This is a genomic window from Kitasatospora sp. NPDC048722 (assembly GCF_040650235.1).
In the GTDB taxonomy this organism is placed as follows: domain Bacteria; phylum Actinomycetota; class Actinomycetes; order Streptomycetales; family Streptomycetaceae; genus Kitasatospora.
This window is the reverse complement of record NZ_JBEZGX010000008.1, coordinates 151,371-178,067: the sequence shown is the minus strand read 5'-3', so window position 1 is coordinate 178,067 and position 26,697 is coordinate 151,371. Positions and strand designations below refer to the sequence as shown.

At 73.9% G+C, this 26,697-nt stretch carries 22 protein-coding genes; 9 read left to right on the top strand and 13 right to left on the bottom strand.

The features are described 5' to 3' along the window. Positions 1-92: 92 nt before the first annotated feature. A complete protein-coding gene (dacB, locus tag AB0C76_RS09370) occupies positions 93-1,703 on the bottom strand; it encodes a D-alanyl-D-alanine carboxypeptidase/D-alanyl-D-alanine-endopeptidase (protein WP_359962113.1) in 1,611 nt (536 codons plus the stop codon). Positions 1,704-1,985: 282 nt separating this feature from the next. On the opposite strand from dacB, the gene AB0C76_RS09365 reads away from it, so the two are divergent. Genes AB0C76_RS09365 through AB0C76_RS09355 form a run of 3 tightly spaced genes read left to right on the top strand, consistent with a single transcriptional unit; the run spans position 1,986 to position 5,498 of the window. Then, entirely contained in the window at positions 1,986-3,398 is a 1,413-nt protein-coding gene (locus AB0C76_RS09365; protein WP_359962110.1) for an MFS transporter, read from the top strand. A gap of 25 nt (positions 3,399-3,423) precedes the next feature. Next, the gene (locus tag AB0C76_RS09360; protein WP_359962107.1) at positions 3,424-4,128 is read left to right on the top strand and encodes a response regulator transcription factor; all 705 of its coding nucleotides are present in this window, start codon (positions 3,424-3,426) and stop codon (positions 4,126-4,128) included. Next, entirely contained in the window at positions 4,125-5,498 is a 1,374-nt protein-coding gene (locus AB0C76_RS09355; RefSeq protein ID WP_359962104.1) for a HAMP domain-containing sensor histidine kinase, read from the top strand. The genes AB0C76_RS09360 and AB0C76_RS09355 overlap by 4 nt, the downstream gene beginning before the upstream one ends. Positions 5,499-5,523: 25 nt before the next feature. On the opposite strand, the gene AB0C76_RS09350 is transcribed toward AB0C76_RS09355, so the two are convergent. The 3 genes from AB0C76_RS09350 to AB0C76_RS09340 all read right to left on the bottom strand — a co-directional run bounded on the left by AB0C76_RS09350 (position 5,524) and on the right by AB0C76_RS09340 (position 7,875). Next, a complete protein-coding gene (locus tag AB0C76_RS09350) occupies positions 5,524-6,486 on the bottom strand; it encodes a TAXI family TRAP transporter solute-binding subunit (RefSeq protein ID WP_359962101.1) in 963 nt (320 codons plus the stop codon). Then, positions 6,483-7,337 (bottom strand): polysaccharide deacetylase family protein, encoded by an 855-nt coding sequence (locus tag AB0C76_RS09345; RefSeq protein WP_359962098.1) that lies wholly within the window; start codon positions 7,335-7,337, stop codon positions 6,483-6,485. Before AB0C76_RS09345 ends, AB0C76_RS09350 begins: the two co-directional genes overlap by 4 nt. Positions 7,338-7,485: 148 nt before the next feature. Next, positions 7,486-7,875, bottom strand: coding sequence for a helix-turn-helix domain-containing protein (locus AB0C76_RS09340; protein WP_359962095.1), 390 nt, complete (start codon positions 7,873-7,875; stop codon positions 7,486-7,488). Positions 7,876-8,020: 145 nt separating this feature from the next. Here AB0C76_RS09340 and AB0C76_RS09335 point away from each other — a divergent pair, with 145 nt between their 5' ends. Further along, entirely contained in the window at positions 8,021-8,989 is a 969-nt protein-coding gene (locus AB0C76_RS09335) for an NADP-dependent oxidoreductase (RefSeq protein WP_359962092.1), read from the top strand. Positions 8,990-9,002: 13 nt separating this feature from the next. Here the strand turns inward: AB0C76_RS09335 and AB0C76_RS09330 are convergent, their stop codons facing one another. The 4 genes from AB0C76_RS09330 to bioB form a co-directional block, all read right to left on the bottom strand. Next, positions 9,003-9,449: a hypothetical protein gene (locus tag AB0C76_RS09330; protein ID WP_359962089.1), complete on the bottom strand. Its 447-nt coding sequence runs from the start codon at positions 9,447-9,449 to the stop codon at positions 9,003-9,005. A 76-nt stretch (positions 9,450-9,525) separates the two neighbouring features. Further along, positions 9,526-10,290, bottom strand: coding sequence for a dethiobiotin synthase (gene bioD / locus AB0C76_RS09325; RefSeq protein ID WP_359962086.1), 765 nt, complete (start codon positions 10,288-10,290; stop codon positions 9,526-9,528). Then, positions 10,287-11,594 (bottom strand): adenosylmethionine--8-amino-7-oxononanoate transaminase, encoded by a 1,308-nt coding sequence (locus AB0C76_RS09320; RefSeq protein ID WP_359962083.1) that lies wholly within the window; start codon positions 11,592-11,594, stop codon positions 10,287-10,289. Before AB0C76_RS09320 ends, bioD begins: the two co-directional genes overlap by 4 nt. A 97-nt stretch (positions 11,595-11,691) precedes the next feature. Further along, a complete protein-coding gene (bioB, locus tag AB0C76_RS09315; RefSeq protein WP_359962080.1) occupies positions 11,692-12,939 on the bottom strand; it encodes a biotin synthase BioB in 1,248 nt (415 codons plus the stop codon). A gap of 271 nt (positions 12,940-13,210) precedes the next feature. Between bioB and AB0C76_RS09310 the strand changes: the two genes are divergently transcribed. After that, the gene (locus AB0C76_RS09310) at positions 13,211-14,056 is read left to right on the top strand and encodes a hypothetical protein (RefSeq protein WP_359962077.1); all 846 of its coding nucleotides are present in this window, start codon (positions 13,211-13,213) and stop codon (positions 14,054-14,056) included. A 72-nt stretch (positions 14,057-14,128) separates the two neighbouring features. On the opposite strand, the gene AB0C76_RS09305 is transcribed toward AB0C76_RS09310, so the two are convergent. Beyond that, positions 14,129-16,639: a DUF3516 domain-containing protein gene (locus AB0C76_RS09305; protein WP_359962074.1), complete on the bottom strand. Its 2,511-nt coding sequence runs from the start codon at positions 16,637-16,639 to the stop codon at positions 14,129-14,131. A 175-nt stretch (positions 16,640-16,814) separates the two neighbouring features. Between AB0C76_RS09305 and AB0C76_RS09300 the strand changes: the two genes are divergently transcribed. Then, positions 16,815-18,023, top strand: a complete 1,209-nt coding sequence (locus tag AB0C76_RS09300) for an 8-amino-7-oxononanoate synthase (RefSeq protein WP_359962071.1) — start codon at positions 16,815-16,817, stop codon at positions 18,021-18,023. A 316-nt stretch (positions 18,024-18,339) separates the two neighbouring features. Here AB0C76_RS09300 and AB0C76_RS09295 read toward each other — a convergent pair whose 3' ends face one another. The 3 genes from AB0C76_RS09295 to ligD are packed head-to-tail and all read right to left on the bottom strand — an operon-like array spanning position 18,340 to position 20,892. Beyond that, on the bottom strand, positions 18,340-19,209 hold the full coding sequence (locus AB0C76_RS09295; RefSeq protein WP_359962068.1) for an aminoglycoside phosphotransferase family protein: 870 nt from the start codon (positions 19,207-19,209) through the stop codon (positions 18,340-18,342). Beyond that, positions 19,206-19,856 carry a GNAT family N-acetyltransferase gene (locus AB0C76_RS09290; RefSeq protein WP_359962065.1) on the bottom strand — a complete coding sequence of 217 codons (651 nt, stop codon included), beginning with the start codon at positions 19,854-19,856 and terminating at the stop codon, positions 19,206-19,208. Before AB0C76_RS09290 ends, AB0C76_RS09295 begins: the two co-directional genes overlap by 4 nt. Before the next feature lie 28 nt (positions 19,857-19,884). Continuing rightward, a complete protein-coding gene (gene ligD, locus AB0C76_RS09285; protein ID WP_359962062.1) occupies positions 19,885-20,892 on the bottom strand; it encodes a non-homologous end-joining DNA ligase in 1,008 nt (335 codons plus the stop codon). Positions 20,893-21,110: 218 nt separating this feature from the next. Between ligD and AB0C76_RS09280 the strand changes: the two genes are divergently transcribed. Beyond that, positions 21,111-22,172, top strand: a complete 1,062-nt coding sequence (locus AB0C76_RS09280) for an ATP-dependent DNA ligase (RefSeq protein ID WP_359962059.1) — start codon at positions 21,111-21,113, stop codon at positions 22,170-22,172. A gap of 64 nt (positions 22,173-22,236) precedes the next feature. Here the strand turns inward: AB0C76_RS09280 and AB0C76_RS09275 are convergent, their stop codons facing one another. Beyond that, positions 22,237-23,655, bottom strand: coding sequence for a serine hydrolase domain-containing protein (locus AB0C76_RS09275; RefSeq protein WP_359962056.1), 1,419 nt, complete (start codon positions 23,653-23,655; stop codon positions 22,237-22,239). Positions 23,656-24,126: 471 nt separating this feature from the next. On the opposite strand from AB0C76_RS09275, the gene tdh reads away from it, so the two are divergent. Together tdh and AB0C76_RS09265 are read left to right on the top strand one after the other, a co-directional pair. Continuing rightward, a complete protein-coding gene (tdh, locus tag AB0C76_RS09270) occupies positions 24,127-25,155 on the top strand; it encodes an L-threonine 3-dehydrogenase (protein ID WP_359962053.1) in 1,029 nt (342 codons plus the stop codon). Positions 25,156-25,241: 86 nt separating this feature from the next. Further along, the gene (locus AB0C76_RS09265; RefSeq protein WP_359962050.1) at positions 25,242-26,435 is read left to right on the top strand and encodes a glycine C-acetyltransferase; all 1,194 of its coding nucleotides are present in this window, start codon (positions 25,242-25,244) and stop codon (positions 26,433-26,435) included. Positions 26,436-26,697: the final 262 nt, after the last annotated feature.

Here is a 26,697-nt window from a genome sequence, read left to right as displayed (position 1 = left end):
GCGGCGCCCGGCCTGCCCTTGGCGCGGCGCGGGGCGGGGGGGGGGGGCCCCCCCCCCCCCCCGCCCCTGCGGGTCACGGGAATCCGGAGGTGTCAGGAAGCCTTCTTCGCCTCCGGCACCCGGCGTGCGGCGGAGGCCTGCTCCTGGAGCAGTGCGGCGACCTGGTTGACGTCGTCGAAGATGCGGATGACGTCGTCGATGCCGGTGGCCGAGGCGCCGTTCACGCCGACGAAGAACAGGTGCAGGCAGCCGTCGTCCGTCTCCAGGTAGCCGGCGAGGGTCTCGGCGTTGTAGGCGATCCGCTGGTTGAGCTCGTCGGGGCCGATGATGGTGCCGGGTTTGGCGAAGACCTTGCCCTTGGCCGGGCAGTCGGTGGTGCAGGAGATCGCCAACGAGCCGTCGACGCCGAGGATCGGCAGGGCGTGGCGGAAGGCGTCCGCGTCGGGCGTGTGCAGCCAGTACGCGAGGATCTGGTCGAGGCCGATCGGGGTGGCGCGGTCGGCGGCGACGCCGCCGCGGCCGTCGGAGAGCTGGAACTGGGTGGGGTCGACGTGCGCCACGTCGGTGAGGAAGGCGCGTTCGATGGCGAAGCCGTCCGTGCAGTCCTTGCTTCCCCGCGAGACCGCCATGTTGCAGAGGGCCAGGTTGGCGCCGAGGTTGTGGCTGACCTTGAGGATCAGCTTGGCGTACTGGCTGTAGACCGGGGAGACGTAGGCGGCCACCCGCGGGTCGCCTTCGTAGGAGGCGGGCAGCTTGCCGTCCGGGTTGGGGCCGGTCGGGTCGGCCGTGACGGTGACGCCGGCGCGGGCGAGCGCCTCGATCAGGGCGGTGCGGCCGAAGGCGTTCGGGTCCTGGACGTGGGAGATGCGCAGGACGGGCTGCGCGTCGGCGGCGATGGTGCCGCTGAGGGCGATCCGCGTGCCGTCGGGGGAGGCGGAGACCTGGATGTCCGTGGGGCCGCCGGCCGCCACCGTCCGCACGGTGGACGTCACCTGGTAGGGGGCGACCTGTGGGCGCCACGTGAGCTGGGCGTTCTGGCCGGGGGCGGTCGCGGTGGTGAGCAGGTCGATCACGTTGTCGTTGATGATCAGCGGGACTGGCTGCGGGTCCAGGGCCGGGGGCGTGAACAGTCTCGCGTCGACCACGACGTCGCCGTCGACCCGGGTGATGCCGGCGTCGCGCACCTGCTGGGCGATCATGTCCAGCCCGGCGAGCGGGTCCTCGGGGGTGAGGGTGGCCCCGGGCAGGTCGTTGGCGCTGGTGTGGTCGATGGGGGTGTAGTCGACCGTGCCGTCGGGCCTGGTGCGGCCGCCCATGGTGAGGTCGCCCTGGGCGACGAGCGCGAGGTTGCCGTCGAGCGTCGAGCCGCTGCGGGTGCCGGTCGCGAGGACGGGGGTGGTGAAGCGGTGGTCGGGGCCGAGGGTGTGCCAGGCGCCCGAGATGGTGACGAGCTTGGCGGTCGAGCCGGGGACGAAGAACTGGTCCGCGAACCGGGAGTGGAACACCTGGCCGGTCGCGGGGTCGGTCTCCAGCACGCCCCACTGCGCGTGCTCGTAGCCGGGCTTGTGCATGACGGCCTCGATGGCGGGCCCGAGGTCGTCGTCGTGGGCGGCGGCGGGGGCGGAGGCCGCGCCCGTCACGGCCGCCAATGTCGCACCGGCGGCTGCCCAGGCCAGCAGCCGACTGCGGATCGTCCGTCTCATGGTGTGTGTCCCTCGTCTCCGGTATCGGCGGGCCCGTCGCGGATCGGTACGAACCAGGGCGAAACGGGCCGTCATGGGCCGGATCCTAGGAACCCGGGTGGCGTACTCCCCGGTACCCGTGCGCGCGCTGACGGCGTGTGGCCTCGAAGTCCACCGGTCAGCGGAGTGCGGGGCGCTTCCTTAGCGGGACGTTAGATCTGGGCCGCACGCCTTGTCGCCGGTCGCCGCCCGGCTGCACGCTCTGGGGCACCTCACCCGCCCTGGCACACCCGTGGAGCCGCCATGTCGTCGTCCGAGTCGTCCCAGTCGTCCCAGTCGTCCGAGCCGTCCGAGCCGTCCGGGTCGTCCGAACCGTTCGCCGCCCCTCCGAAGCCGCCGCGCGAGGAGCGGGCCCGGCGGCGGCTCGCGCTCGTCGGCGGGTCGCTGGGGAACCTCGTGGAGTGGTACGACTGGTTCGTCTACGCCAGCTTCGCGGTGTACTTCGCCGACGACTTCTTCCCCGGGTCGAACTCCACGGCCAAGCTGATGAACACCGCCGGGATCTTCGCCGTCGGCTTCCTGATGCGGCCGGTCGGCGGCTGGGTGCTCGGACGGGCGGCCGACCGGCACGGGCGCAAGAGCGCGCTGACGCTCACGGTCACGATGATGTCGGCGGCGGCCGTGCTGATCGCGGTCGCGCCGACGTACGGGCAGGCCGGGTACCTCGGGGCGGCCGTCCTGCTGGTGGCGCGGCTGCTGCAGGGCCTGAGCATCGGCGGCGAGTACGCGGCCAGCGCGACCTACCTGACGGAGGCGTCGGCGCCGAACCGCCGGGGCCTCGGGTCGTCGTTCCAGTACGTGTCGATGACGGTCGGCCAGCTGCTCGGCCTCGGCATCCTCATCGTGATGCAACACACGCTCACCGCGAAGGAGTTGCATGCGTGGGGCTGGCGGGTGCCGTTCCTCCTCGGCGCCGTCTTCGCGCTCGTGGTCTTCTGGCTGCGCCGCAGGCTGCCGGAGACGGACGCCTTCACCAAGGAGACCGCCGGCCGGGCCGAGGACGCCCGGGGCACGCTGCGGGGGCTGTGGGAGCACCGCCGCCAGGCCGTCCTGGTCATGGCGCTCACGCTCGGCGGCACCGTCGCCTACTACACGTACACCACGTACCTCACCAAGTACCTGATCGGCAGCGCCGGCCTGCCCAAGAACACCGCCACGCTGGTCAGCTTCACCGCGCTCGCGGTCTTCGCCGCCGTGCAGCCGCTCGCCGGGCTGCTCTCCGACCGGATCGGGCGCCGCCCGCTGCTCATCACCTTCGCGATCGGCTGCACCGTGGGCACCTACCCGCTCATGTCCGCGCTGGGCTCGGCCTCCTCGTACTGGTCCGCGCTCGGCCTGTCCGTGCTGGCCCTGCTGATCGTCACCGGCTACACGTCGATCAACGCGGCCGTGAAGGCGGAGCTGTTCCCGACCCGCATCCGCGCCCTCGGCGTGGCCCTCCCCTACGCGCTCGCCAACGCGCTGTTCGGCGGCACGGCCGAGTACGTGGCGCTCTGGTTCAAGAACGGCGGCCACGAGTCCGGGTTCTTCTGGTACGTCTCGGCCTGCGCGCTGGTGTCGCTCGTCACGTACGTCTTCATGCCCGACACCCGCGACGCCGAGCTCGACCCGGCCGGGACCCCCGAGGCGGCTGCGGTGGCGCAGGCCGTACGGTAGTCACCTCACAGGTGGGGAGGACCGCGTGCACGTGCTTCTCGTCGAGGACGACGACCGCATGGCCCAGGCCCTCGCCACCGCCCTCGCCCGCCGCGGGCACACCGTGCGGCGGGTGGTGCGCGCCGCCGAGGCGCTGCGGCACGTGCGGGAGGCCGGGTTCGTCCTGCTCGACCTCGGCCTGCCCGACCTGGACGGCCTCGACCTCCTGCGCAAGCTGCGCACGGTCTGCCAGGTGCCGCTGATCGTCGTCACCGCCCGCAGCGAGGAGCGAGACATCGTCCAGGGGCTGCGGGCGGGCGCCGACGACTACGTGATCAAGCCGTTCCGGATGGCCGAACTCATGGCCCGCGTCGACACCGTGCGCCGCCGGCTCGGGCGGCTCGCGCCCCCGGACGGCACCGGCGACGGACGGCAGGTGCGCACCGGCGACGTCGCGGTCGACCTCGCGGGCCGGACGGTCACCGTCGGCGGCGCCGAAGTCCGGCTCACCCGGCGCGAGTTCGACGTCCTCGCACTGCTCGCCGCCCAACCCGGTGACGTCCGCTCGCGCGAGGAGATCCTCGACCGCATCTGGGGCGACGCGTTCCTCGGCTCCTCGCGCTCCCTGGACGTCCACGTCGCCGGGATCCGCGCCAAGACCGGGCGTGCCGGGCTCGTCCGCACGATCCGCGGGTACGGCTACCAGCTCGGCGACCTCGGCCCGGGGCCCGACCCCGACGCCGGCCGGTGAGGCGCCGCCTGCTGGCCGTCCTCACCGCGCTCATCGGGACGGCCGTGCTGCTCCTCGCACTGCCCCTGGCCGACTCCTACGCACGCGGCCGGACGGAACACCTCCTCCTCCAGCGCCGCGCCGACGCCGTCCGCTTCGCCGACCTCGCCAACCGGATCCGCACCGAGGCCGACCGCCACGAACTCACCGCCGAACTCACCCGCTACGCCGAGCTCTACGGTGCCGCCGTGACCGTCGTCGACACCTCCGGCGGCGTCCTCGGCCGGGCCGGCGCGACCCCTGCGGGCGCCACCGCCGAGGAGGCCCGCAGCCGGGCCCTCACCGGCCGCTCCACCGAGGCGCTGCCCACGATCCTCCCCTGGGGGCCGGACACCGTCGTCCTCGCCGAACCCGTGGGCCAGGACGAACGCGTCAACGGCGCCGTCCTGTTGACCGTCCCCACCGCCGCCGCGCGCCACGACGTCCTCGTCCGCTGGGCGCTCGTCGCCGCGGGCGCCGTCACCGCGTTCGTCGCCGCCGCCCTCGTCGCGGCGGGGCTGGCCCGCTGGCTGCTGCGGCCTGTCGGCGAACTCGACCGCGCGGTGGCCGGGTTGGCGGACGGACGGCTGGAGGCGCGGGCGGTGTCGGACGGCGGCCCGCCGGAACTGCGCAGGCTGCGCCGGCACTTCAACGGCATGGCGCAGGCCGTCGCCGACGCGCTGCGCCGCCAACGCGACTTCGTCGCCGATGCCTCCCACCAGCTCCGCAACCCCCTGGCCACGTTGGTCCTGCAACTGGAGAACGCCGAACCGCACGTGCCGCCCGGCCCCGGCCTCGCCGCGCACGCCCTGGCCCTGGACGAGGCCGACCGGCTGGCCGAACTCCTCGACGGGCTGTTGGCGTTGGCGAGGATGGAGTCCGCCTCCGAGCCGCTCGCCGAGCACGACGTGTCGGCGGCGGTGACCGACCGGGTGGCCGCCTGGGCGCCCGTGTTCCGCGCCGGCGGCCAGGAGCTGACAGCGGACGTCACCCCCGGCCTGCGCGCCCTCACGCTGCCCGACGCAGCCGGGCGGGTGCTGGACGCGCTGCTGGACAACGCGGGCAAGTTCGTCCCCGGGGGAGAGCGGATCCACGTCGTGGCCGAGGCCGCGCCCGACGGCGACGGCACGGTCGTCGTCCGGGTGTCCGACACCGGCCCCGGCGTTGCGGCCGATCAACTCCCGTTACTGCTAAGGAGATTCAGTCGAGCACCCGAGCACCAGAACGTCCCCGGCACCGGCCTCGGCCTGGCCATCGCGGACGAGCTGGCGCGGGCGTGCGGCGGCACCCTGAGCGTCGCCGCGGCGAGCCCGCACGGGCTGAGCGTCGTGTTCCGGCTCCCCGGCGCCTGAGCAGCGCCGGCCGGAAGCGCACGCCTCAGCCGTAGACCGACCGGTAGTACGCCGCCGCCCCCGGGTGCAGCGGCACCGCCCCGGTGGAGACGGCGAACCGGGGCTCCAGCCGGGCCCCCGCCGTCACGGCCCGCAGCAGCGTGGCCCACCGGTCGAACAGGATCCGCAGCAGCTCGCGCACGGCGTCCTCCGGCACCCCCGGGCGGGCCGTCAGGTAGTTGCCGACGCCGACGGTGCCGATCGGGCTCCGCAGGCCGTACGCCCCGGCCGGGAGCGTGACCGCCGTGTACACGGGGCCGTACCGATCGCGCAGCGTCGCGGCCACGTCGTCCAGCGGGACGAACCGCACCGGCAGCTGCGCCGAGAGACCGGCCACGGCGGGCGTCGGCACGCCGCCGGACCAGAACACCGCGTCCACCTCGCCCGCGCGCAGCGCCGCCAGCGACTCGGCCAGCCCGAGCGTCTCCTCCTGCACCGGCGCGGCGCCGCCGGTGAGCGCGGCCTGCTGGAGCAGCCGCTTGGCCGTCACCTGGAGCCCGGAACCGGCCGCACCGGTCGCCACGCGCCGACCGGCGAGGTCGGAGAGCCCGTGGACCGGCCCGTCGGCGGGCGCGACGAGGTGGATGTAGTTGACGTAGACCCGCGCGAGCGCCGTCACGGCGAGCGGCCGGGCGAAGGTGTCGCGGCCGAGCACCGCGTCCTCGGCGGCGTCCGCGGTGGCGAGCGCGAGGTCGACGGACCCGCCGTCGAGCCGCCGCAGGTTGTCCACGCTGGCCGCGGTGCTCACCGGGGTGACGGACAGCCGCCGGCGGCCGGCCGCCACGGCGTCGGCGAAGGAGCGTCCGAAGGCGTTGTACGGCCCGCCCTCGGGCCCGCTCGCCAGCCGCAGCGACCCCGTCGGCCCGCGCCCGTCCGAGCACCCGGCGAGGACGGCGGCGGCCCCGCCGAGCAGCGCGGTACGGCGGGTGACGGGCGGCCCGCCGCTCACAGGGCGACGAACGCGTAGCCCTTGGCCTTGAGCGCCGGCAGCACCGAGCGCAGGGCCTCGAGCGTCTGCGAGCGGTCACCGCCGCCGTCGTGGCAGAGCAGGATGTCGCCGGGCCTGGCCGCCAGCAGCTTCTCGGTGATCTTGTTGACGCCGGGCCGGGCCCAGTCCCGCGGGTCGACGTCCCAGTCGATCGGGGTCAGACCGAGGCGCGCGGCCTCCTGGAAGACCGTCGGGGACCAGTCGCCGCCGGGTGAGCGGAACAGCGTCGGCACCGGGCCCCCGGCGTCGACGACGACGGACTGCGTGTCGGTGAGCTCCTGCCGGATCCGGTCGGCGCTGCGGTGCGAGAACGGCTGGGGGTGCGTCATGGTGTGGTTGGCCAGGACGTGGCCGTCCGCGGCGATCTGCCTGATGACGTCCTTGTTGGCGTGGGCCTCGCTGCCGACCACGGAGAACGTGGCGCGGATGTCGTACTTGCGCAGCAGTTGCAGCACCTGCGGGGTGTAGAGCCGGCTCGGGCCGTCGTCGATGGTCAGGGCGACGGCGTTGGACGGGGCGGTGGGCAGCAGGTCGTGGACCTTGAAGACCGGCTTGCTGCGCACCCCGACCGGCGTGGCCGACGGCACCGGCAGCCCGGGGACGGCGGGCGGGTCGGTCGGCGCGGCGGGGGAGAAGGAGTCGTTCGGCGAGTCCCCGGTGGCGCTGTCGCCGCTCGCGGACCCGGAACTGCCGCACCCGGCCAGCGCGCCGCCGGCCCCGAGCAGGGCGGCGCCCGTCGCCGCCCACGTCAGCAACTGCCGCCGTGCCAGTGCCCGTTCGTCGTCCGCTCGCCTGGGTCGCCGCATCCCCATGAGCCTTCTCCCCCCGCGTCTCGTGCCGGTCCTGCCCCTCGGACGCCGTGGCAGCCCGGGCCGGTTGCCATGATCACCGTTCTGAGGGTTCGCGAGGCAGCAGCGTACTCCGGGGAAGACCGGGACGTCGGCGGGCCCGACTTCCCGCTCACCTCGCGAGGGCCTCCGCGACCGGCTCCGCACGGGATGCCTGGTCCAGGTTCTGCTCCACCCAGCTGCGCAGGTGGTTGAGCGGGACGGCGGCGCTGCGCCCCAGGTCGGTGAGGGAGTATTCGACGTGCAGCGGGACGGCCGGGTAGACGGTGCGGTCGAGGATGCCGAAGTCCTCCAGCCGGCGCAGCGTCTGGGTCAGCACCTTCGGGCTGATGCCGCCGAGCCGGCGCTGGAGCACGCCGAAGCGCTGCGGGCCCTCCTCCAGGGCGCCGATGGCCAGCGCGGACCACTTGTTGGCCAGCAGGTCGAGCAGGGGGCGGCAGGGGCACTGGGCGGCGTAGACGTCGTGGTGGTCGTGTTGGCCGCTGGGGCAGGTGGTCGCCATGCTTCTTACTCTCCTCACCAGGATGCTTTCCAAAGGGAAGTATTGTCCCTTGAAGGTAACCATATCCCTGGGGATAGCGTCGCCGACGTCAGGGGGAGGGCCGCCAGCGGCCTCCCCGGGAACGTTCGCCTCAGGAGTTTTTCGCATGTCCGCAGACACGATGCGCACGGTGGTCCAGGACGCTTTCGGCGGTCCGGAGGTGCTGCGGGTCGAGCGGGTGCCGCGCCCGGTGCCGCTGCCGACCGAGGTGCTGGTGCGGGTGCACGCCGCCGGCATCAACCCGGTGGACTGGAAGACCCGCGCCGGATCGGGCATGGCCGGCGTGCTCGGCGAGCCGCCGTTCACCCTCGGCTGGGACGTGTCCGGCGTGGTGGAGGAGGTCGGCTTCGGCGTGACCACGCTGAAGCCCGGTGACGAGGTGTACGGCATGCCGTGGTTCCCGCGTGCCGCCGGCGCCTACTCCGAGTACGTGACCGCCCCGGCCCGGCAGTTCGCCCGCAAGCCCGCCACCCTCGACCACGCGCACGCCGCCGCCGTGCCGCTGGCCGCGCTGACGGCCTGGCAGGCCGTCGTCGACACCGCCCGCGTCACGGACGGGCAGCGGGTCCTGGTCACCGCCGCGGCCGGCGGCGTGGGCCACTTCGCCGTCCAGTTCGCCCACCACCTGGGCGCCCACGTGATCGCCACCGCGAGCGCGGGCCGCCACGCCTGGCTCGAGGAGCTCGGCGCCGACGAGACCGTCGACTACACCACCACCCGCTTCGAGGAGGTCGTCGCCGACGTCGACGTCGTCATCGAGCTGGTGGGCGACGCCCACGACGACAGCAGCACCCGTTCGCTGGAGGTCCTGCGCCCCGGCGGCCTGCTGGTCACCATCCCGGCCGGCGTCTCCCCGGAGCTGGCCGCCGCGGCCGAGGCGGCGGGTGTGCGCGTCACCCCGTTCCTGGTCGAGCCGGACGGCACGGCGCTGACCGCGATCGCCGGCCTGCTCGACGCCGGTGAGGTCGCGGTCGAGGTCGAGGCCACCTACCCGCTGGAGCGCGCCGCCGAGGCCCACGCCCGCGGTGAGGCCGGCCGCACCCGCGGCAAGCTCGTGCTGACCGTCACGGACTGATTCCAGAGGGTCCTCAGGGGTTGTTCAGGGCGTACGAGCGGAAGGTCGCGAGCAGCGGCAGGACCTCGGTCTTGTTCGGGTCCTCCGTGACCGCCCGCATCGCGTCGATCACCACGTGGGCGATGGCCTTCGTCACGACCAGGTCGTCCGGCGGGGCCACCGTGCCCCACACCTTCAGCGCCCGGGTGAGCAGGGCGCTCATCCGGGCGCCGATGTTGGCGCTCACGGCGTCCGACAGCTCGGCGATCTCCTCGTCGCTCATCGTCGAGCGCAGGCCGAAGGCGAGCGCCATGAGCGTGTCCATCGCGTGCTCGCCGTACGCGGCCACCAGCGCCGGCAGGGTCTGTTCGCCCGGCCCGCCCGCGGAGAGGGCGGACAGGGCCTCGTCGTCGTCCTTCCACGCCGCCTCCAGGGCGGCCAAGGCTCGCAGAGCCTCGTCTACCGTCAGCCCGTCTGTCATGGGGAGAACGGTATTGAGCCGCACCGGCCCGCACGCGGTTCGGGGGCCGACATCACACGTTCGAGCGAAGCCCGGCTCATTGCGGCCGGTGGACCTCGGCGAAGTGCTTCGCATCCCACGTACCGCCCAGTTCCGGGGCCAGCGAGGCGAGGGCCAGCACGGCGAAGTCGGGGGCGGCACCGGCGCGTTCGGGGAGCGCGCCGAGCAGCGGGGCGCCGGCCGAGCGCGGCAGGTCGGCGAGGTTGCAGCGTTCGGCGAGGCCGGGTGCGGCGGGCCAGGAGCCGACGACGACGCCCGCGAGCGGCAGTTCGCGTGCCGCGAGGGCCTCCGCCGTCAGCGCGACGATGTTGAGGGTACCGAGCCCGGCCGACGCGACGAGCAGCACCTCGGCGGGCAGGCCGGCGTCCAGCACGGCCCTGGCCTGGTCGGCGAGCGTCCGGCCCTCGTCGTCGTAGCGCACCAGCAGGCCGCCCGCGCCCTCGACCAGGACGAGGTCGTGCTCCGCCGCCAGCTCGCGGACGGTGGCGACGACATCGGATGGGGCCAGGCGTGGCAGCCCGGCCCGGCGGGCCGCCGTGTCGGGGGCCAGCGGCTCGGGGTAGCGGACGAGCTCACGGATCGTCAGATCGCCCGCCAGGCGCCGCACTTCCGCCGCATCGCCGGGTTCGCCGGGCGCGACGCCGGTCTGTCCGGGCTTGAGCACGGCGACGCGCAGGCCGCCGCGCAGGGCCGCCGAGGCGACGGCCGCCGTGGCGATCGTCTTGCCGACGTCGGTGTTCGTCCCGGTGACGAACAGGATCCGCGCGCTCATCCCGCCACCGCCGCGGCGACGTGCGCTCATCCCGCCACCGCCGCGGCGGTCACGGCGGCCGCGATGCGGGCCACGTCCTCGTCCTGCGTCACGTAGGGGGGCATGGTGTAGATCAGGTCCCGGAACGGGCGCAGCCAGACGCCTTCGCGGGCGGCGGCCTCGGTGGCGGCGGCGACGTCGACCGGGTGGTCCAACTGCACCACCCCGATGGCGCCCTGGACGCGCACGTCGTGCACGCCGGGTACGTCGGCGGCGGCCGCGAGCCCGTCCTTCAGGCCGTTCCCGATGCGCTTCACCTCGGTCTCCCAGTCCTGCCCGAGGAGGAGGTCGATGGAGGCGTTGGCGACCGCGCAGGCCAGCGGGTTGCCCATGAACGTCGGCCCGTGGGCCAGCACCGGCACCTCGCCGCGGCTGATCCCGTCGGCGACCGCGCTCGTGCAGAGCGCGGCGGCCAGCGTCAGGTACCCGCCGGTGATGGCCTTGCCGAGGCACATGACGTCGGGGGAGACGCCCGCGTGGTCGGCGGCGAACAGGGCGCCGCTGCGGCCGAATCCGGTCGCGATCTCGTCGAAGACGAGCAGCACGCCGTGCCGGTCGCACAGCTCGCGCAGCATCCGCAGGTAGGCGGGGGAGTGGAAGCGCATCCCGCCCGCGCCCTGGACGACCGGCTCGACGATGACGGCGGCGAGCTCGTCCGCGTGCCGCTCCATCAGCGCCTCGAACTCCCGCGCGTACCCGGGGTCGAGCGGCTCGTCGAACCCGGCCGGCGGCTGCGGCGCGAAGAGCTGGCCGGGCAGCACCCCGCCCCACAGGTGGTGCATGCCGCCGTCGGGGTCGCAGACGGACATCGGGTGGAAGGTGTCGCCGTGGTAGCCGCCGCGCCAGGTCAGCAGCCGGCGCTTCTCGGGGCGGCCGGTGGAACGCCAGTACTGGAGGCACATCTTCATCGCGACCTCGACCGCGACCGAGCCGGAGTCGGCGAGGAACACGTGCTGCAGCGGCTCGGGCGTGATCTCCACCAGCCGGGCCGCGAGCCGGACGGCGGGCTCGTGGGTGAGTCCGCCGAACATCACGTGGCTCATCCGCCCCAGCTGGTCCCGGACGGCCCCGTCGAGCACCGGGTGCCGGTACCCGTGGACGGCCGCCCACCAGGACGACATCCCGTCGACGAGCTCCCGCCGCCCGCCCGCGACCGGTTCGGCGAGCCGCAGCCGGACGCCCGAGGCGGACTCCACCACGAACGGGGTGGCGGTGCCGGGCATCGGGCCGTACGGGTGCCAGACGTGGGCGCGGTCGAGCGAGAGCAGCGTGTCCGCGGACAGCTGGGACGGCATGACGAGGGTTCTCCTGGACTGTCGGGCGTGGAGCGTGGGTCCGGTGCCGGCCGGACGGCCGCGCGGCGGGCGCGCGGCCCCGGTGGCGGCAGAACCGTCAGGCGTTGGGCGCGAGTTCGGTGCCGGCGCCGCGGCGGCGGACCTTGACCAGGTCGCTGCGCAGTCCGTCGGCGGACTCGGCGGCGGCCTCGTTCGCGACGGCCGCCCCGGCGGGCTCCGCGTGGCCGTGCCCGCCGCACGGGCCGCAGCCGCCGCCGCTGCCGCAGGCCGACGCGGCCGAACCGCAGCCGGAGGCGGCGCCGGAGGCCGTCGAGCCGCAGCCCGAGGCGGCGGCGATGTCGGCCCGGTGGCGCGGCAGGGTGGCCTCGCCGGCGCCCTCGACCTCGAAGCCCGCGTCCTTGATCATGTCGAGGTCGGCCTGCCCGGCCTGACCCTCGCTGGTCAGGTAGTCGCCGAGGAAGATGGAGTTGGCGACGTGCAGGCCGAGCGGCTGCATCGAGCGCAGGTGCACCTCGCGACCGCCGGCGATCCGCACCTCGGTGTCCGGGTTGACGAAGCGGACCATCGCGAGGATGCGCAGGCAGCGCTGCGGGGTGAGGTTCCACTCCTGGGCGAGCGGCGTGCCCTCGAACGGGATGAGGAAGTTGACCGGGACGGAGTCCGAGCCCAGCTCGCGCAGCGCGAACACGACGTCGACCAGGTCCTCGTCGCTCTCGCCCATGCCCGCGATCAGGCCCGAGCAGGCGGAGAGCCCGGCGCCGTGCGCCTTCTGCACGGTGTCCACCCGGTCCGCGTAGGTGTGGGTGGTGGCGATGTCGCCGTAGGTGCTCTCGGAGGTGTTGAGGTTGTGGTTGTACGCGTCCGCGCCGGCCGCCTTCAGCCGCTCCGCCTGGTTGTCGGAGAGCAGGCCCAGGCAGACGCAGATCTCGACCTCGGGGTCGGCGTCCTTGATGGCGGCCATGGTGTCGGTGACGCGGTCGATGTCGCGGTCCGTCGGGCCGCGGCCGCTGGCCACCAGGCAGACGCGCTTGGCACCGCCCGCCACGCCGGCGCGCGCCGCGTCCGCGGCCTGCTCCGGCTTCAGCCAGGTGTACTTGAGGATCTCGGCCTTGGAGCCCAGCCGCTGCGAGCAGTAACTGCAGTCCTCGGGGCAGAGCCCGCTCTTGAGGTTCACCAGGTAGTTGAGCTTCACCCGGCGGCCGAACCACCTGCGGCGGACCTTGCCGGCGGCGGCGACGACGTCCAGCAGCTCGTCGTCGGTGGTGGCGAGGACGGCCAGCGCCTCCTCGCGGGTCGGGACTTCGCCGCGCAGGCCCTTGGCGGTGAGGGTATCGAGCAGATCCATGGGCCTGATCCTGCCTGCTGGTGTTCGGCCGACGCCAGAGCAAACCCACCAGAAGATCGGCGGGAGGATGTGCGAGTTGTCACAGTGTCGGAGCTCACGGTAGTGACGCGGGTCACGTCGGCGGCGAGCCGGTCGCCCGGACGGCCCGCAAGCGGCTGGTTCGCCGCCGAACGCAGTGCGTGGCGGGACGTTACCCGTCAGTAGCCAGTGGTGATCCACAAGCGCCGACCCCGTGATCTGGACCACCCGGCCGTTGCTTAGAATCTGCGCCATGACCACGCAGGGGGAGCGCACCCCGACTCCGGGAGACGGCCAGACCGGCCAGGCAGGACAGCGGTTCGGCGGGGGCGCCGGCGCCTACCGGGGCAGGCGGCCGTCCGCCCGGCGGCTGATCGGCTGGACGGTCGTCGTGGGCGTGGTCGTGGCCGGCGGCTGGATCATCACCCGGCCGAATCCCGGCGACTACATACCCGGGCTCGGCCCGTCCGCCAAGGACGCGGCCAGGACCCCGCCGGTCGTCGGCGCCCCGCCGCCGCCCACCGACCCCGAGGCCCTCAACGTCGAGACGTACTTCCCGTCCCAGCGGCTGATCGAGCTCGGCGCCTACAAGGGCAAGCGCAACGGCGCGCGGCGCGGCGAGAACTGCGTCGAGGCGCAGCAGGACCGCGCCCAGGACCTGCTCAAGGACAGCGGCTGCCAGGCCTACCTGACCGTCAGCGTCACCGGCCAGGACAAGCCGGTGCTCAGCAGCATCACCATCCTGCGCTTCGCCGACCAGGCCGCCGCCGGCCGGGCGGCGGAGGCGCTGCGCGCGAAGCCGGGCGCGCTGGCCTTCATCCTCCCCAACGCCGAGGTGGACAGCTCCCCGGCCGGCGCCGCCGCCAAGCCCGGCACCGAGCCGCGGGTCGAGGCGGTCGGGCACTACGTGACGGTGACCAGCTCGCGCCCGGCGGCCGACGCCCACGCGCCGGGCACGACTCCCGGCACCGCGCCCGGCACCGCGCCCGCGGCGAGCCCGTCGGCGTCCGGGACCCCGGCGCCCACGCCCGAGCAGGTCCTCGACGAGGCCACGCGCGCCGTGTCGTACACGGCGGGCGCGCAGTTCGTCTGGATGTAGCCCGGCACCGCAGCGCGCCGAAGGGGGCCCGCTTGCCCAAGCGGGCCCCCTTCGCCATGTCCTGACGGACCGTCAGCCGCCCAGTCGGTCCACCGCGGTCACGCGCACCACCGCGCGGCCCTCCTCGTCCGAGCCGTACAGGTCGACCTCCGCGCTGATCCCCCAGTCGTGGTCGCCCTCCGGATCGTCGAAGATCTGGCGGACCCGCCAGGCGGAGTCCTCCTCCTCGATGATCAGCATCTTCGGGCCGCGCGCGTCCGGGCCGGTGCCGAGGTCGTCGTACTCGTCCCAGTACCCGTCCATGGCGTCCGCCCAGCGGTCCGCGTTCCAGCCGTACTCGCCGTCCAGCTCGCCGAGTTCGTCCCAGCGCTCCAGCGCGCACAGCTCCACGCGGCGGAACATCTCGTTGCGCACCAGCACCCGGAACGCCCGCGCGTTGGCCGTCACCGGCGCCGGCTTGTCCTCCAGCGTCACCTCGGCGGCCTGCGGCTCGGTCGGGTTGGCGAGCTGCTCCCACTCGTCGAGCAGGCTGGAGTCGACCTGGCGGACCAGCTCGCCGAGCCACGCGATGACGTCCTTGAGGTCGTCGGTCTTCACGTCCTCGGGGACGGTCTGCTCCAGCGCCTTGTACGCGCCCGCCAGGTAGCGCAGCACGATGCCCTCGGTGCGGGCCAGCTCGTAGTGGCCGACGTAGTCCGAGAACGTCATCGCCCGCTCGTACAGGTCGCGGACCACGGACTTCGGCGCCAGCTGGTGGTCGCCGATCCACGGGTGCGCCCGGCGGTACACCTCGTAGGCGTGGGTGAGCAGCTCCTCCAGCGGCTTCGGGTACGTGATCTCCTGGAGCCGCTCCATGCGCTCCTCGTACTCGATCCCGTCCCGCTTCATCTCGCCGACGGCCTCGCCGCGCGCCTTGTTCTGCTGCGAGGCGAGGATCTGGCGCGGGTCGTCCAGCGTGGCCTCCACGACGGAGATCACGTCCATCGCGTACGACGGCGAGGCCGGGTCGAGCAGCTCGAAGGAGGCCAGCGCGAAGGTCGACAGCGGCTGGTTGAGCGCGAAGTTCTCCTGGAGGTCCAGGGTCAGGCGCACGATCCGGCCCTCGGCGTCCGGCTCCGGCAGCCGCTCGACCACGCCGCCCTCCAGCAGCGAGCGGTAGATCGCGATCGCGGTGCGGATGTGCCGGCGCTGCGCCGCCCTGTCCTCGTGGTTGTCGGTCAGCAGCTTGCGCATCGCCTCGAAGGCGTTGCCCGGGCGGCCGATCACCGACAGCAGCATCGCGTGGCTCACCTTGAACCGCGAGACCAGCGGCTCCGGGTCGGCGGCGATCAGCTTCTCGAAGGTCTCCTCGGTCCAGCCGACGAAGCCCTCCGGGGCCTTCTTCCGGACGACCTTGCGCTTCTTCTTCGGGTCGTCCCCGGCCTTCGCGATCGCCTTGTCGTTCTCGATCACGTGCTCGGGCGCCTGCGCCACCACCTGGCCGACCGTGTCGAACCCGGCCCGCCCGGCCCGCCCGGCGATCTGGTGGAACTCGCGGGCGCGCAGGATCCGCACCCGGGTGCCGTCGTACTTCGAGAGCGCGGTGAACAGCACCGTGCGGATCGGCACGTTGACACCGACGCCGAGGGTGTCCGTCCCGCAGATGACCTTCAGCAGACCCGCCTGCGCGAGGCGCTCGACCAGCCGGCGGTACTTCGGCAGCATGCCCGCGTGGTGCACGCCGATGCCGTGCCGCACGAACCGGGACAGGTTGCGGCCGAACTTGGTGGTGAAGCGGAAGTTGCCGATCAGGTCGGCGATGGCGTCCTTCTCCGCCTTCGAGCACATGTTGATGCTCATCAGAGACTGCGCCCGCTCCACCGCCTCCTTCTGCGTGAAGTGCACGACGTAGACCGGCGCCTGGCCGGTCTTCAGCAGCTCCTCCAGCGTGTCGTGCATCGTCGTGCGGCGGTACTCGTAGAACAGCGGCACCGGACGCGTCGCGTTGCGCACCACGGTCGTGGGCCGCCCGGTGCGCCGGGTCAGGTCCTCCTCGAACCGGCGCACGTCGCCGAGCGTCGCCGACATCAGCAGGAACTGTGCCTGCGGCAGCTCCAGCAGCGGGATCTGCCACGCCCACCCGCGGTCCGGCTCCGCGTAGAAGTGGAACTCGTCCATCACGACCTGCCCGATGTCCGCCCGGGCACCGTCGCGCAGCGCGATCTGCGCCAGCACCTCGGCCGTGCAGCAGATGATCGGCGCGGTCGGGTTCACGCTCGCGTCGCCGGTCATCATGCCGACCTGCTCGGTGCCGAACATCTTCACCAGGTCGAAGAACTTCTCCGACACCAGCGCCTTGATCGGGGCGGTGTAGAACGTCCGCTGCCCCTCCGCCAGCGCGGCGAAGTGCGCCCCCGCCGCCACCAGGCTCTTCCCCGACCCGGTCGGCGTCGCGAGGATGACGTTGTTCCCCGACACCAACTCGATCAGCGCCTCCTCCTGCGCCGGGTACAGCGTGATCCCACGCTCCTCCGCCCAGGCGGCGAACGTCTCGAACAGCGCATCGGGCGTGGCGGGCTTGGGCATCAGATCTAGGAGGGTCACCCGGCTATCTTGCCTGCTGGCCGCCACCCCGGGCAAAGCCCGCCCTCCTCACGACGGCACGGTGGGCGCACGATCGGGGCGCCGGCGTTCTGCAGGGCGCGCACAGCCGCGGGCGCCGATCATGTGCCGAGTCGCACATTGCCCGGTCGTCGGGGCGCATGCCAGAGTGCCGGGCATGGCCCACCCTCTCGCGTCCGACGCCCCCGAATCGCACTCGACCGCCCTCGCCCCGGCGGGGGTCTTCGACTGGCTGGACGAGGCCGCCGCGCTGCGCGCCGACGCCGGGCTGACGCGGACGCTGCGCAGCCGGGAGGCCGAGGACGGGCTGCTGGACCTCGCGGGGAACGACTACCTCGGGCTCACCCGGCACCCGGTGGTGACCCGGGCGGCGGCCGACGCGGCACTGCGGTGGGGCGGCGGGTCGACGGGGTCGCGGCTGGTGACGGGCACGACGGCGCTGCACACCGAACTGGAGGAGGAGCTGGCCGCGTTCTGCGGGGTGGAGGCCGCGCTGGTCTTCTCCTCCGGGTACACCGCCAACCTCGCCGCGCTCACCGCGCTCACCGACCCGGACACCGTCATCGTGTCCGACGCCTACAACCACGCCTCCCTCATCGACGGCTGCCGCCTCGCCCGCGCCGACGTCCACCGCGCCCCCCACAGCGACCCGGCCGCCGTCCGTCGGGCGCTCGGCGAGCGCACGCAGCGGCGGGCGCTGGTCGTCACCGACTCCGTGTTCTCGGTGGACGGCGACGCCGCCCCGCTGCCCGCCCTCTCCGCCGCCGCCCGCGCGCACGGCGCCGCGCTGCTCGTCGACGACGCCCACGGGCTCGGTGTCCTCGGCCCCGGCGGCCGCGGCGCCCTCGCCGCGGCCGGCCTCGCCGGGCAGCCCGACACCGTCGCGACGGTGACGCTCTCCAAGTCCCTCGGCTCCCAGGGCGGCGCCGTCCTCGGCCCGCGCCGTGTCATCCGCCATCTGACCGAGACGGCCCGCACCTTCATCTTCGACACCGGCCTCGCCCCCGCGGCCGCCGGTGCGGCCCTCGCCGCGCTGCGTCTCCTGCGCGCCGAACCCCACCGCGCCGACCGCACCCGCGAGGTGGCCCGAGCCCTCGCGGCCCGCCTCACCGCCGTCGGCCTGCACGCCTGCGAACCGGACGCCGCCGTGGTCTCCGTCCGCGCCCCAGGCCCCGAGGCCGCCGTCGCCTGGGCCGCCGACTGCCGCCGAGCGGGCCTCGCCGTCGGCTGCTTCCGTCCCCCGTCCGTGCCGGACGGCATCTCCCGCCTCCGGCTCACCGCTCGCGGAGATCTGACGGATGCCCAGGTGGCCGAAGCCGTCCGCACCATCGCCGACCTGGCCCCGGCCGGCGCCCGGCTGGGCTGAACGCCGGGCCGGTGGCGCCGGGCGGCCGACTCGCGAGGGCGGGACGGCCCCGGGGCGGCGGCCTCGTCGAGGTCTGCATGCGGTCCGGTCACCCGGCCAGCGCTCCGGCCAGGCGCCGCGCGTGCTCGGCGTGCTCGGGGCCTGGGAACGAAGGCGCCCGCCTCGCTGTGCCCGGACCGGGTGAACCGCACCCGATCGGGTGATGGCAACCGGGGGCTCGCGAGGGGCGTCCCCCTGGGCGGGGGTGGGCGCATGGCGCTTCGGCGGGTGGTCGCCCCGCTGGTCGGGGTGCTGCTGCTGTGGCTCGGCCTCGGGGCTACCGGCCTCTGAGCCCACCCAGCTCCGCCAGGAACGCCGTGCCCGCGTCGTCCCGCCCCGCGGCGAGGCGCGGGGCGGCGACGATCGGCGCGATCGCCCGGCACCAGGCGAGGACGCGGGCGGGGTCGGAGCCGGGGACGAGCGGGCAGAGGCCGGCGATGCGCCGGTCGAGGTCCGCGCGGGACGTCACCCCGTCGAGCACCCAGTCGACGAGGTCGAAGTCCGGGTCGCCGAGCGTCGCCCGCGGGTCGATGGCGACCGGTCCGTCCGGGCCGTCGAGGACGTTGCCGGGATGCAGGTCGCCGTGGACGAGGGCGACGGGGCCGTCCGCCGCGAGCGCGAGGGCGAACGCACGCGCCGACGCCGGGACCAGCCCGGGGGCACGGCGCGAGGTGAGGTCGAAGAGGAAGTCCACCCGCTGCGCCAGCGACGGCAGGGCCACCCCGTTGACGGGGACGGACCGCAGCGCCGACAGCACCCCCGCGACCTCCTCCGGCCGCCACGCCCGCTGCCGCAGCGTCGTCCCCGGGGCGACGCCCGCGAGCAGCAGCGCGCCCGTCGCGTCGTCGTGCGCCAGCAGCCGGACGACGGAGGGCAGGCCCGCCCAGGCCCGCAGCGCCGCCGCCTCCTCGGCCGCGACCCGGAGGTCCGGGGTGAGCTTGAGCCAGACGGCGGCGCCGGCGCCGTCCGCGCAGCGGAACACCCGGGCCGTCCCGCCCCCGCCCGCCGCGACCACGCTCAGGCCCCAACGGGCCGCGAGCCCGTCCACGAGCGCCGGGAGCGCGTCGCACCACGCCTCCGCCGACGGCCCGAAGCGGACGGCGAACCGGGTGCGGACGTCCTCCGGAACGAACGCCGGGGCCGTCACGGCTGCCCCACGACCAGCAGCGACTCGGCGCCGACGGGCTTGTACCCGGCAGCCTGGAACGCGCGGACGCTGGTCGCGTTGCCGGGCGCCTGCTGCGCCCACAGGACGTCGCCCTCGGGCAGCAGGTGCCGGGCGGCGGTGGCCAGGGCCCTGCCGAGGCCGCGCCCGCGGGCCTGCGGGTCGACCTCGACGGCGGCCTCCCAGCGGCCGGCGACGCCGCAGCCGAGGACGAGCACGCCGCCCTCGGCGGTGAACACGCGGACGTCCTCGCGGTACCGCAGCGCGCGGACGACGCGCGGGTGCTCCCGGTCCTCGACGGGGGCCAGCGGGAGCGGCGGCCCGCCGGGCAGGCGGGTGGCGACGGTGAGCAGGTCGATGTTGTTGACCACGCGCCCGGTGCGTGCGGCGAAGGCGGTGAGGAACGGCGGGCAGAGCGGCGCGGCGAGCGGATCACCGGGCACGGCGGCGAGCGTCTCGTGCACCCAGGCCGGGTCCTCGTCGGTGAAGACGACCGCGTGCGCGGAGAACGACACCACACCCGCCTCGCGCTCCGACGGTTGCGGGACGACCGTCACCGTTCCGTCCGGGGGTGGGAAGACCCCGCCCGCCGCGTCCACCAGAATCTCCGCCAGCCCCCGTGCGTCCATGCCGGCGAGCCTAGCGCCCTACGTCACGTCACTTCTTCCTCGCCCGGCTCGGCTGGACCCGCGTCGGCTCCCCCGCGGCCTTGGGATGGTCGGGCGGGTACGGGAGTTCGCCGAGGCCCTCGTCGTGCAGCTGCTTGTCGTACAGCTCCAGCAGCGCGTCCAGGCGGAACGCCTCGCCCTCCATCCCGGCGTTCAGGTCGCCGAGTTCGGCGAAGCGGGCGGGGACGGTGCGCAGGTCGAAGTCCTCGGGGGAGGCGTCGTCGAGCTCGTCCCAGCGCAACGGGGTGGAGGCGGTGGCGCGGGGGCGGGCGCGCAGGGAGTAGGCGGAGGCGATGGTGCGGTCGCGGGCCATCTGGTTGTAGTCGACGAAGATGCGCTCGCCGCGCTCCTCCTTCCACCACGCGGTGGTGACCTTCCCGGGCATGCGCTGCTCCAGCACCCGGCCGAGCGCGATCACCGCGTGCCGGCCGTCGGTGAACGTCCACTCCGGCTCCAGCGGGACGTAGACGTGCAGGCCGCGCCCGCCCGAGGACTTGGGCCAGCCGCGCAGCCCGAACTCCTCCAGGAGCGCGCGGAGTTCGTGGGCGGCGCGGACGGCGTCGTGGAAGTCGGTGCCGGGCTGCGGGTCGAGGTCGATGCGCAGCTCGTCGATGTGGTCGGTGTCGGCGCGGCGGACCGGCCACGGGTGGAAGGTGAGGCAGCCGAGGTTCGCGGCCCACAGGACGGCGGCGGGTTCGGTGGGGCAGATCTCGTCGGCGGAGCGTCCGCTGGGGAAGTTGATGCGGGCGGTGGGCAACCACTCGGGCAGGCCCTTGGGGGCGCGCTTCTGGTAGAAGAACTCGCCCTCGACGCCGTCCGGGAAGCGCTGCAGCGTGGTCGGCCGGTCACGCAGTCCGCGCAGCACGCCGTCGGCGACGGCCAGGTAGTACTGCGCGACGTCGAGCTTGGTGAACCCGCGCTCCGGGTAGTACACCTTGTCCGGGTTGGACAGGCGGACGCTGCGCCCGGCGACCTCCAGTTCCACGGCTGAAGTCATCGGGTCCTCCTTCGAGAGGGGCACAGGCGCCGGCGACAGAGGAGCGGGTCTGGGGCCAGGGAGACGTCCTCGACAGGGCCGGGCTGGTCCTCTGCGCGGTGGCCCAGCCGCCGGCGCAGGAAGCCTGCCGCCTCCGTGGCGGGTGGACTCACGGCTCCGATCCTCGCGCACAACTCGAAAAGGCGCGCGCCGGACGCGGCGCGCTTACCGTGAGGCCCATGGACCTGCCCGTGATGCCGCCGCTGGCGCCGATGCTCGCCAAGTCGGTGGCGAAGATCCCGCCGGGGATGCAGTACGAGGCCAAGTGGGACGGTTTCCGCACGATCGTGTTCCGCGACGGCGCGGACGTCGAGCTCAGCAGCCGCACCGGCAAGCCGCTGACCAGGTACTTCCCCGAACTGGTGGAGGCGTTGCGGCGGGAGCTGCCGGAACGCTGCGTGGTCGACGGCGAGGTGGTGATCGCCCGGGACGGGCGGCTGCGGTTCGAGGAGCTGCTCGAGCGCATCCACCCGGCCGCGAGCCGGGTGAAGCTGCTGGCCGAGCGGACGCCCGCCTCGTTCGTCGCCTTCGACCTGCTGGCGCTCGGCGACGCGTCGCTGCTGGACGAGCCGCTGTCGGCGCGCCGGGCGGCGCTGGAGTCGGCGCTCGCCGGAGCCGTCGACCCGGTGTTCACCGCCCCCGCCTCGACCGACCGCGACCTCGCGCAGACCTGGTTCGCGCAGTACGAGGGCGCGGGGCTGGACGGGGTGGTGGCCAAGCCGCTGGACCAGCCCTACCGGCCGGGGGAGCGGACCATGTTCAAGATCAAGCACGAGCGCACCGCCGACTGCGTGGTGGCCGGATACCGCGAGCACAAGAGCGGCCCGGTCGTCGGCTCGCTGCTGCTCGGCATCAACGACGCCGAGGGCCGGCTCCAGCACGTCGGCGTGTGCGCCGCCTTCCCGATGGCCCGGCGCCGTGAACTGGCCGAGGAGCTGGCGCCGCTGCGCACGACGGACCTGTCCGAACACCCCTGGGGCGCCTGGGCCGACGAGGCCGCGCACGCGGAGGGCAGGCTGCCGGGGGCGGTCAGCCGGTGGACCGGCACCAAGGACCTCTCGTGGGTCGCGCTGCGCCCGGAGCGGGTGGTCGAGGTCGCGTACGACCACATGGAGGGCACCCGCTTCCGGCACACCGCGCAGTTCCGCCGCTGGCGCCCGGACCGCACGCCGGCGAGCTGCACGTACGAACAGCTGGAGGAGCCGGTGTCGTACGACTTGGCCCGGGTTCTGGGCACGTGACGACACCTCATGGCGGAGGCCCGACCCGCCGCCGGGTCGGGCCTCCGCCATGAGGTGGATGCGATCAAGTCCGCACGGTCGACGGCGAGTTGCTCGCCGGAAGTGACGGCGGGCTCCCGGTGGACGTGGCACCCGGGGCCGGTCCGGACGCCGACCCCGACGCCGGTGTCGACGGCGCGGCCGACGCCGGCGGGATCGAGTAGACGTGCTTCGGCGAGAGGATCTTGGTGATCTCGTTCGCGAACAGCGAGGACGGCTCCGAACCCTGGTACAGCACATCGGTGTTGAGCTGCAGCGCCAGCGTGCTCTGCGCCTGCGGCAGGTACACCGCGACGCTCTCGTAGCCCGGCAGCGAGCCGTTGTGGCCGATCCACCCGTTGTTGTCGAACAGCCCGAAGCCGTAGCCGACGCCGGGGTCGCCGGTCGGCAGGGTCTTGAGGCGCTCGGCCTGGGTGGCCGGCTTCAGGAGGGCGCCGGTGGCCATGGTCCTGGCCCAGCTCTCCAGGTCGGCCACGGTGCTGATCATCGCGCCGGCGGTCCAGGCCCAGGACGGGTTCCAGTTGGTGGCGTCCGCGATCGCCCCGCTCGGGGTCTGCTCGGTGTAGCCGTGGGCGTAGGGCGAGGGCATGGTCCCGTCGGTGGGGAAGCTGGTCTGGCCCAGCGCGGCCGGCGTGATCACCTGGTCCGTGATGAACCGGCCGGCCGGCAGCCCGCCGAGCTTCTCGACCAGCTTGCCCAGGATGATGTAGTTGCTGTTGTTGTACTGGAACTGGGTGCCGGGCGGGGACACGGCCGGGTGCTTGTACCCGTAGGCGAGCAACTGGTCCGGGGTGAACACGTGGTTCGGGTCGTTGATCAGCGTGTTCACGAAGTCCGGGTCGGAGCTGTACGGGAACAGCCCGCTGCGCATCTCGCCGAGCTGGCGCACGGTGATCCCGTCGCCGCCGGGGACGCCGTCCACGTACGCGGAGATCGGGTCGTCCAGGCCCACCTTGCCCTGGTCGACCAGGCGCAGCACGGCGGTCGCCGTGAAGGTCTTGGTCTCGCTGCCGATCCGCAGGTGGAGCGAGGGGTCCATGGGCGTCCCGGTGGTCTTGTCGGCGACGCCGAAGGACTTCAGGTACGTCCCGCCGGGCGTGATGATCCCGACATTGACGCCGGGGACGCCGGTCTGGCTCAGCACCCGCTGGATCGCCGCGTCGAGCCTGGCGGTGACGTCCGGGGTGAGCGGCACGACCCCGTTGGCCGAGGCCGAGGGGGAGCCGGACCCGTAGGACGGGCTGAGCGCGGCCGGTTCGGCGGTGATCACCGGTTCGGCGGCCTGCTTCCCGGACGACGGGCCGGAGCAGGCGGCGGCGGAGAGCAGACCGGTCAGCGCGAGTGCGGCGGCGCCCGCCCGGCGGACCGGGCGGGGCGTGGCGGCGCACCGGGGGACGGCTATGGACCGGGGAACGGCCTGGCGCGGCCGTCGGGTCTTGGTCATGGGTCGAGGCGCCTCTCTGGGGCGGGTCTCTGGGGCGGAGGGCCCCGGAGCCGCTGCTCCACAGGGCCGCACGGGAGCAGCGCCACCGTAAGCACCGTTGCCGCCCGGCCGCGCGCGGGCCGACTTCCGGCTGATCCGAACGGGCCCGCCGTCAGCCGAGTGCTCCAATCGGACTGGCGGCGCGCTGTCAAGTACCCCGTCCAGCCGCCCGGTTGGTGTCGCCGTGGCCGCCGCACGCTCCGCCGAACGGGTGGCCGACGGCACGCCGCACCCGCGCCGGGGCCCAGCTCGGGCACGATCGTTTAGCCCAGCTGTGGCCGCCCTTAAGAATTCCTCGATGGACCGCACCCCTCCCCACCAGGCAGATTTCTGCCTGCCCGGAGGTGTGGTCGCCAGGAACGGCCGCTGCGGGCCGCCTCGGCCTGCCCACGTCCGCAGGCCCGCCCACTCGCACGTCAGGAGCCGAAGCCCGTGAAGGCACTCGTCAAGCACAAGAACGAGCCCGGACTCTGGCTGATGGACGTCCCGAAGCCCGAGATCGGCCCCGGCGAGGTGCTGATCAAGGTCCTGCGGACCGGCATCTGCGGTACGGACCTGCACATCCGCAAGTGGGACGGCTGGGCGCAGCAGACCATCAGGACCCCGATGGTGATCGGCCACGAGTTCGTCGGCGAGGTCGCCGAGATCGGCGCCGGCGTCGCGGACATCTCGGTCGGCGACCTGGTCAGCGGCGAGGGCCACCTGGTCTGCGGCAAGTGCCGCAACTGCCTGGCCGGCCGCCGCCACCTGTGCCGCAACACGATCGGCCTGGGCGTCAACCGCGACGGCGCGTTCGCCGAGTACGTCGCCCTGCCCGCCTCCAACGTCTGGGTGCACCGGGTGCCGGTCGACCTCGACGTGGCCGCGATCTTCGACCCGTTCGGCAACGCGGTGCACACCGCCCTGTCCTTCCCGCTGGTCGGCGAGGACGTGCTGGTCACCGGCGCCGGCCCGATCGGCATCATGGCCGCCGCCGTCGCCAAGCACGCCGGTGCGCGCAACGTGATGATCACCGACGTCTCCCCGTACCGCCTCGACCTGGCCCGCGAGGTCGGCGTGACGCTGGCGCTCAACGTCGCCGAGCACACCATCGAGGACGGCCAGCAGAAGCTCGGCCTGCGCGAGGGCTTCGACGTCGGCCTGGAGATGTCCGGCCGCCCCGAGGCGATGCAGTCGATGATCGCCAACATGACCCACGGCGGGAAGATCGCCATGCTCGGCCTGCCCGCCGACGACTTCCCGGTCGACTGGGCCCGCATCGTCACCTCGATGATCACCATCAAGGGCATCTACGGCCGTGAGATGTTCGAGACCTGGTACGCGATGTCCGTGCTGCTGGAGGGCGGCCTGGACCTCAGCCCGGTGATCACCGGCCGCTACGCGGCCGACGACTTCGAGGCCGCCTTCGACGACGCGGCCGGTGGGAACTGCGGCAAGATCATCCTCGACTGGACCGCCTGAGCCCTGCCGGACCGCCTGAGCCCCGCCGGACCGCCTGAGCCCCGCCGGACCGCCTGAGCCCCGCCGAATCGACTAGGAGACCGTTCGTGTTCGACAACGTGCGCGCCGACATCGCCGCCACCCTCGACGAGATCCGCGAGGCCGGCCTGTTCAAGCCGGAGCGGGTGATCGGCACCCCGCAGAACGCCGCCGTCACCGTCACCGGCGGCGGCCGCCCCGGCGAGGTGCTCAACTTCTGCGCCAACAACTACCTCGGCCTGGCCGACCACCCCGAGGTGGTGGCCGCCGCCAAGGACGCGCTGGACCGCTGGGGCTACGGCATGGCCTCGGTGCGCTTCATCTGCGGCACGCAGGACGTCCACAAGGAGCTGGAGGGCCGCCTCTCGGCGTTCCTCGGCCAGGAGGACACCATCCTGTACTCCTCCTGCTTCGACGCCAACGGCGGCGTCTTCGAGACCCTCCTCGACGCCGACGACGCCGTCATCTCCGACGCGCTCAACCACGCGAGCATCATCGACGGCATCCGGCTCAGCAAGGCCCGCCGCCACCGCTACGCCAACCGCGACATGGCCGACCTGGAACAGCAGCTCAAGGAGACCCAGGACGCCCGCCGCCGCCTGATCGTCACCGACGGCGTCTTCTCGATGGACGGCTACGTCGCCCCGCTGCGCGAGATCTGCGACCTCGCCGACCGCTACGACGCGATGGTCATGGTCGACGACTCGCACGCCGTCGGCTTCGTCGGCGCCGGCGGCCGCGGCACCCCCGAGCTGCACGGCGTGATGGACCGCGTGGACATCATCACCGGCACCCTCGGCAAGGCCCTCGGCGGTGCCTCCGGCGGCTACGTCGCAGCCCGCCGCGAGATCGTCGCCCTGCTGCGCCAGCGCTCGCGCCCGTACCTGTTCTCCAACTCGCTCGCCCCGGTGATCGCGGCCGCCTCGCTCAAGGTGCTCGACCTGGTCGAGAACTCGAACGAACTGCGCGAGCGGCTCGCGGCCAACACCGCGCTGTTCCGCACGAAGATGACCGAGGCCGGGTTCGAGATCCTGCCCGGCGACCACGCGATCGCCCCGGTGATGATCGGCGACGCGGCGAAGGCGGGCCGGCTCGCCGAGCTCCTTCTGGAGCGCGGCGTCTACGTGATCGGCTTCTCCTACCCGGTGGTGCCGCACGGCCAGGCCCGCATCCGGGTGCAGTTGTCGGCCGCGCACTCCACCGAGGACGTCGAGCGCGCCGTGGCGGCCTTCGTCGACGCGCGCGCCGCGCTGGGGGAGTGACCCCCCCGGGTCACCCCCTCGGTGATCCCCAAGCCGCCCGTGGCCGGTCCGCTCGGAACCGGACCGGCCACGGGCCTCCAAGGCCGCCCGTGCGGCCCCTGAACCACCTGCCCCACCCTCCCGCCCGGGAGGGGGAAGCCGTCCCCCCGCGGCTTCCCCCTCCCGTTCGCGGTTTCGGCGGCCCAGCTCGCGGGCGTGGGTGCGGAAGGCTTCGGGTCGACGTCGCACCGCCGTCGTCTTCGTTCGTCGAGGTGACCTGGTG

Excerpts from the sequence above, each read along its gene's own strand:
- bioD (WP_359962086.1), bottom strand. The coding sequence starts at position 10,290 with ATGAGCGCACGTCGCCGCGGCGGTGGCGGGATGAGCGCGCGGATCCTG.
- AB0C76_RS09290 (WP_359962065.1), bottom strand. The coding sequence starts at position 19,856 with ATGGACGCACGGGGGCTGGCGGAGATTCTGGTGGACGCGGCGGGCGGG.
- AB0C76_RS09345 (WP_359962098.1), bottom strand. The coding sequence starts at position 7,337 with ATGGGGATGCGGCGACCCAGGCGAGCGGACGACGAACGGGCACTGGCA.
- AB0C76_RS09300 (WP_359962071.1), top strand. The coding sequence starts at position 16,815 with ATGGCCCACCCTCTCGCGTCCGACGCCCCCGAATCGCACTCGACCGCC.
- AB0C76_RS09335 (WP_359962092.1), top strand. The coding sequence starts at position 8,021 with ATGTCCGCAGACACGATGCGCACGGTGGTCCAGGACGCTTTCGGCGGT.
- bioB (WP_359962080.1), bottom strand. The coding sequence starts at position 12,939 with ATGGATCTGCTCGATACCCTCACCGCCAAGGGCCTGCGCGGCGAAGTC.
- ligD (WP_359962062.1), bottom strand. The coding sequence starts at position 20,892 with ATGACTTCAGCCGTGGAACTGGAGGTCGCCGGGCGCAGCGTCCGCCTG.
- dacB (WP_359962113.1), bottom strand. The coding sequence starts at position 1,703 with ATGAGACGGACGATCCGCAGTCGGCTGCTGGCCTGGGCAGCCGCCGGT.
- AB0C76_RS09310 (WP_359962077.1), top strand. The coding sequence starts at position 13,211 with ATGACCACGCAGGGGGAGCGCACCCCGACTCCGGGAGACGGCCAGACC.
- AB0C76_RS09340 (WP_359962095.1), bottom strand. The coding sequence starts at position 7,875 with ATGGCGACCACCTGCCCCAGCGGCCAACACGACCACCACGACGTCTAC.
- AB0C76_RS09320 (WP_359962083.1), bottom strand. The coding sequence starts at position 11,594 with ATGCCGTCCCAGCTGTCCGCGGACACGCTGCTCTCGCTCGACCGCGCC.
- AB0C76_RS09280 (WP_359962059.1), top strand. The coding sequence starts at position 21,111 with ATGGACCTGCCCGTGATGCCGCCGCTGGCGCCGATGCTCGCCAAGTCG.
- AB0C76_RS09330 (WP_359962089.1), bottom strand. The coding sequence starts at position 9,449 with ATGACAGACGGGCTGACGGTAGACGAGGCTCTGCGAGCCTTGGCCGCC.
- AB0C76_RS09365 (WP_359962110.1), top strand. The coding sequence starts at position 1,986 with ATGTCGTCGTCCGAGTCGTCCCAGTCGTCCCAGTCGTCCGAGCCGTCC.
- AB0C76_RS09275 (WP_359962056.1), bottom strand. The coding sequence starts at position 23,655 with ATGACCAAGACCCGACGGCCGCGCCAGGCCGTTCCCCGGTCCATAGCC.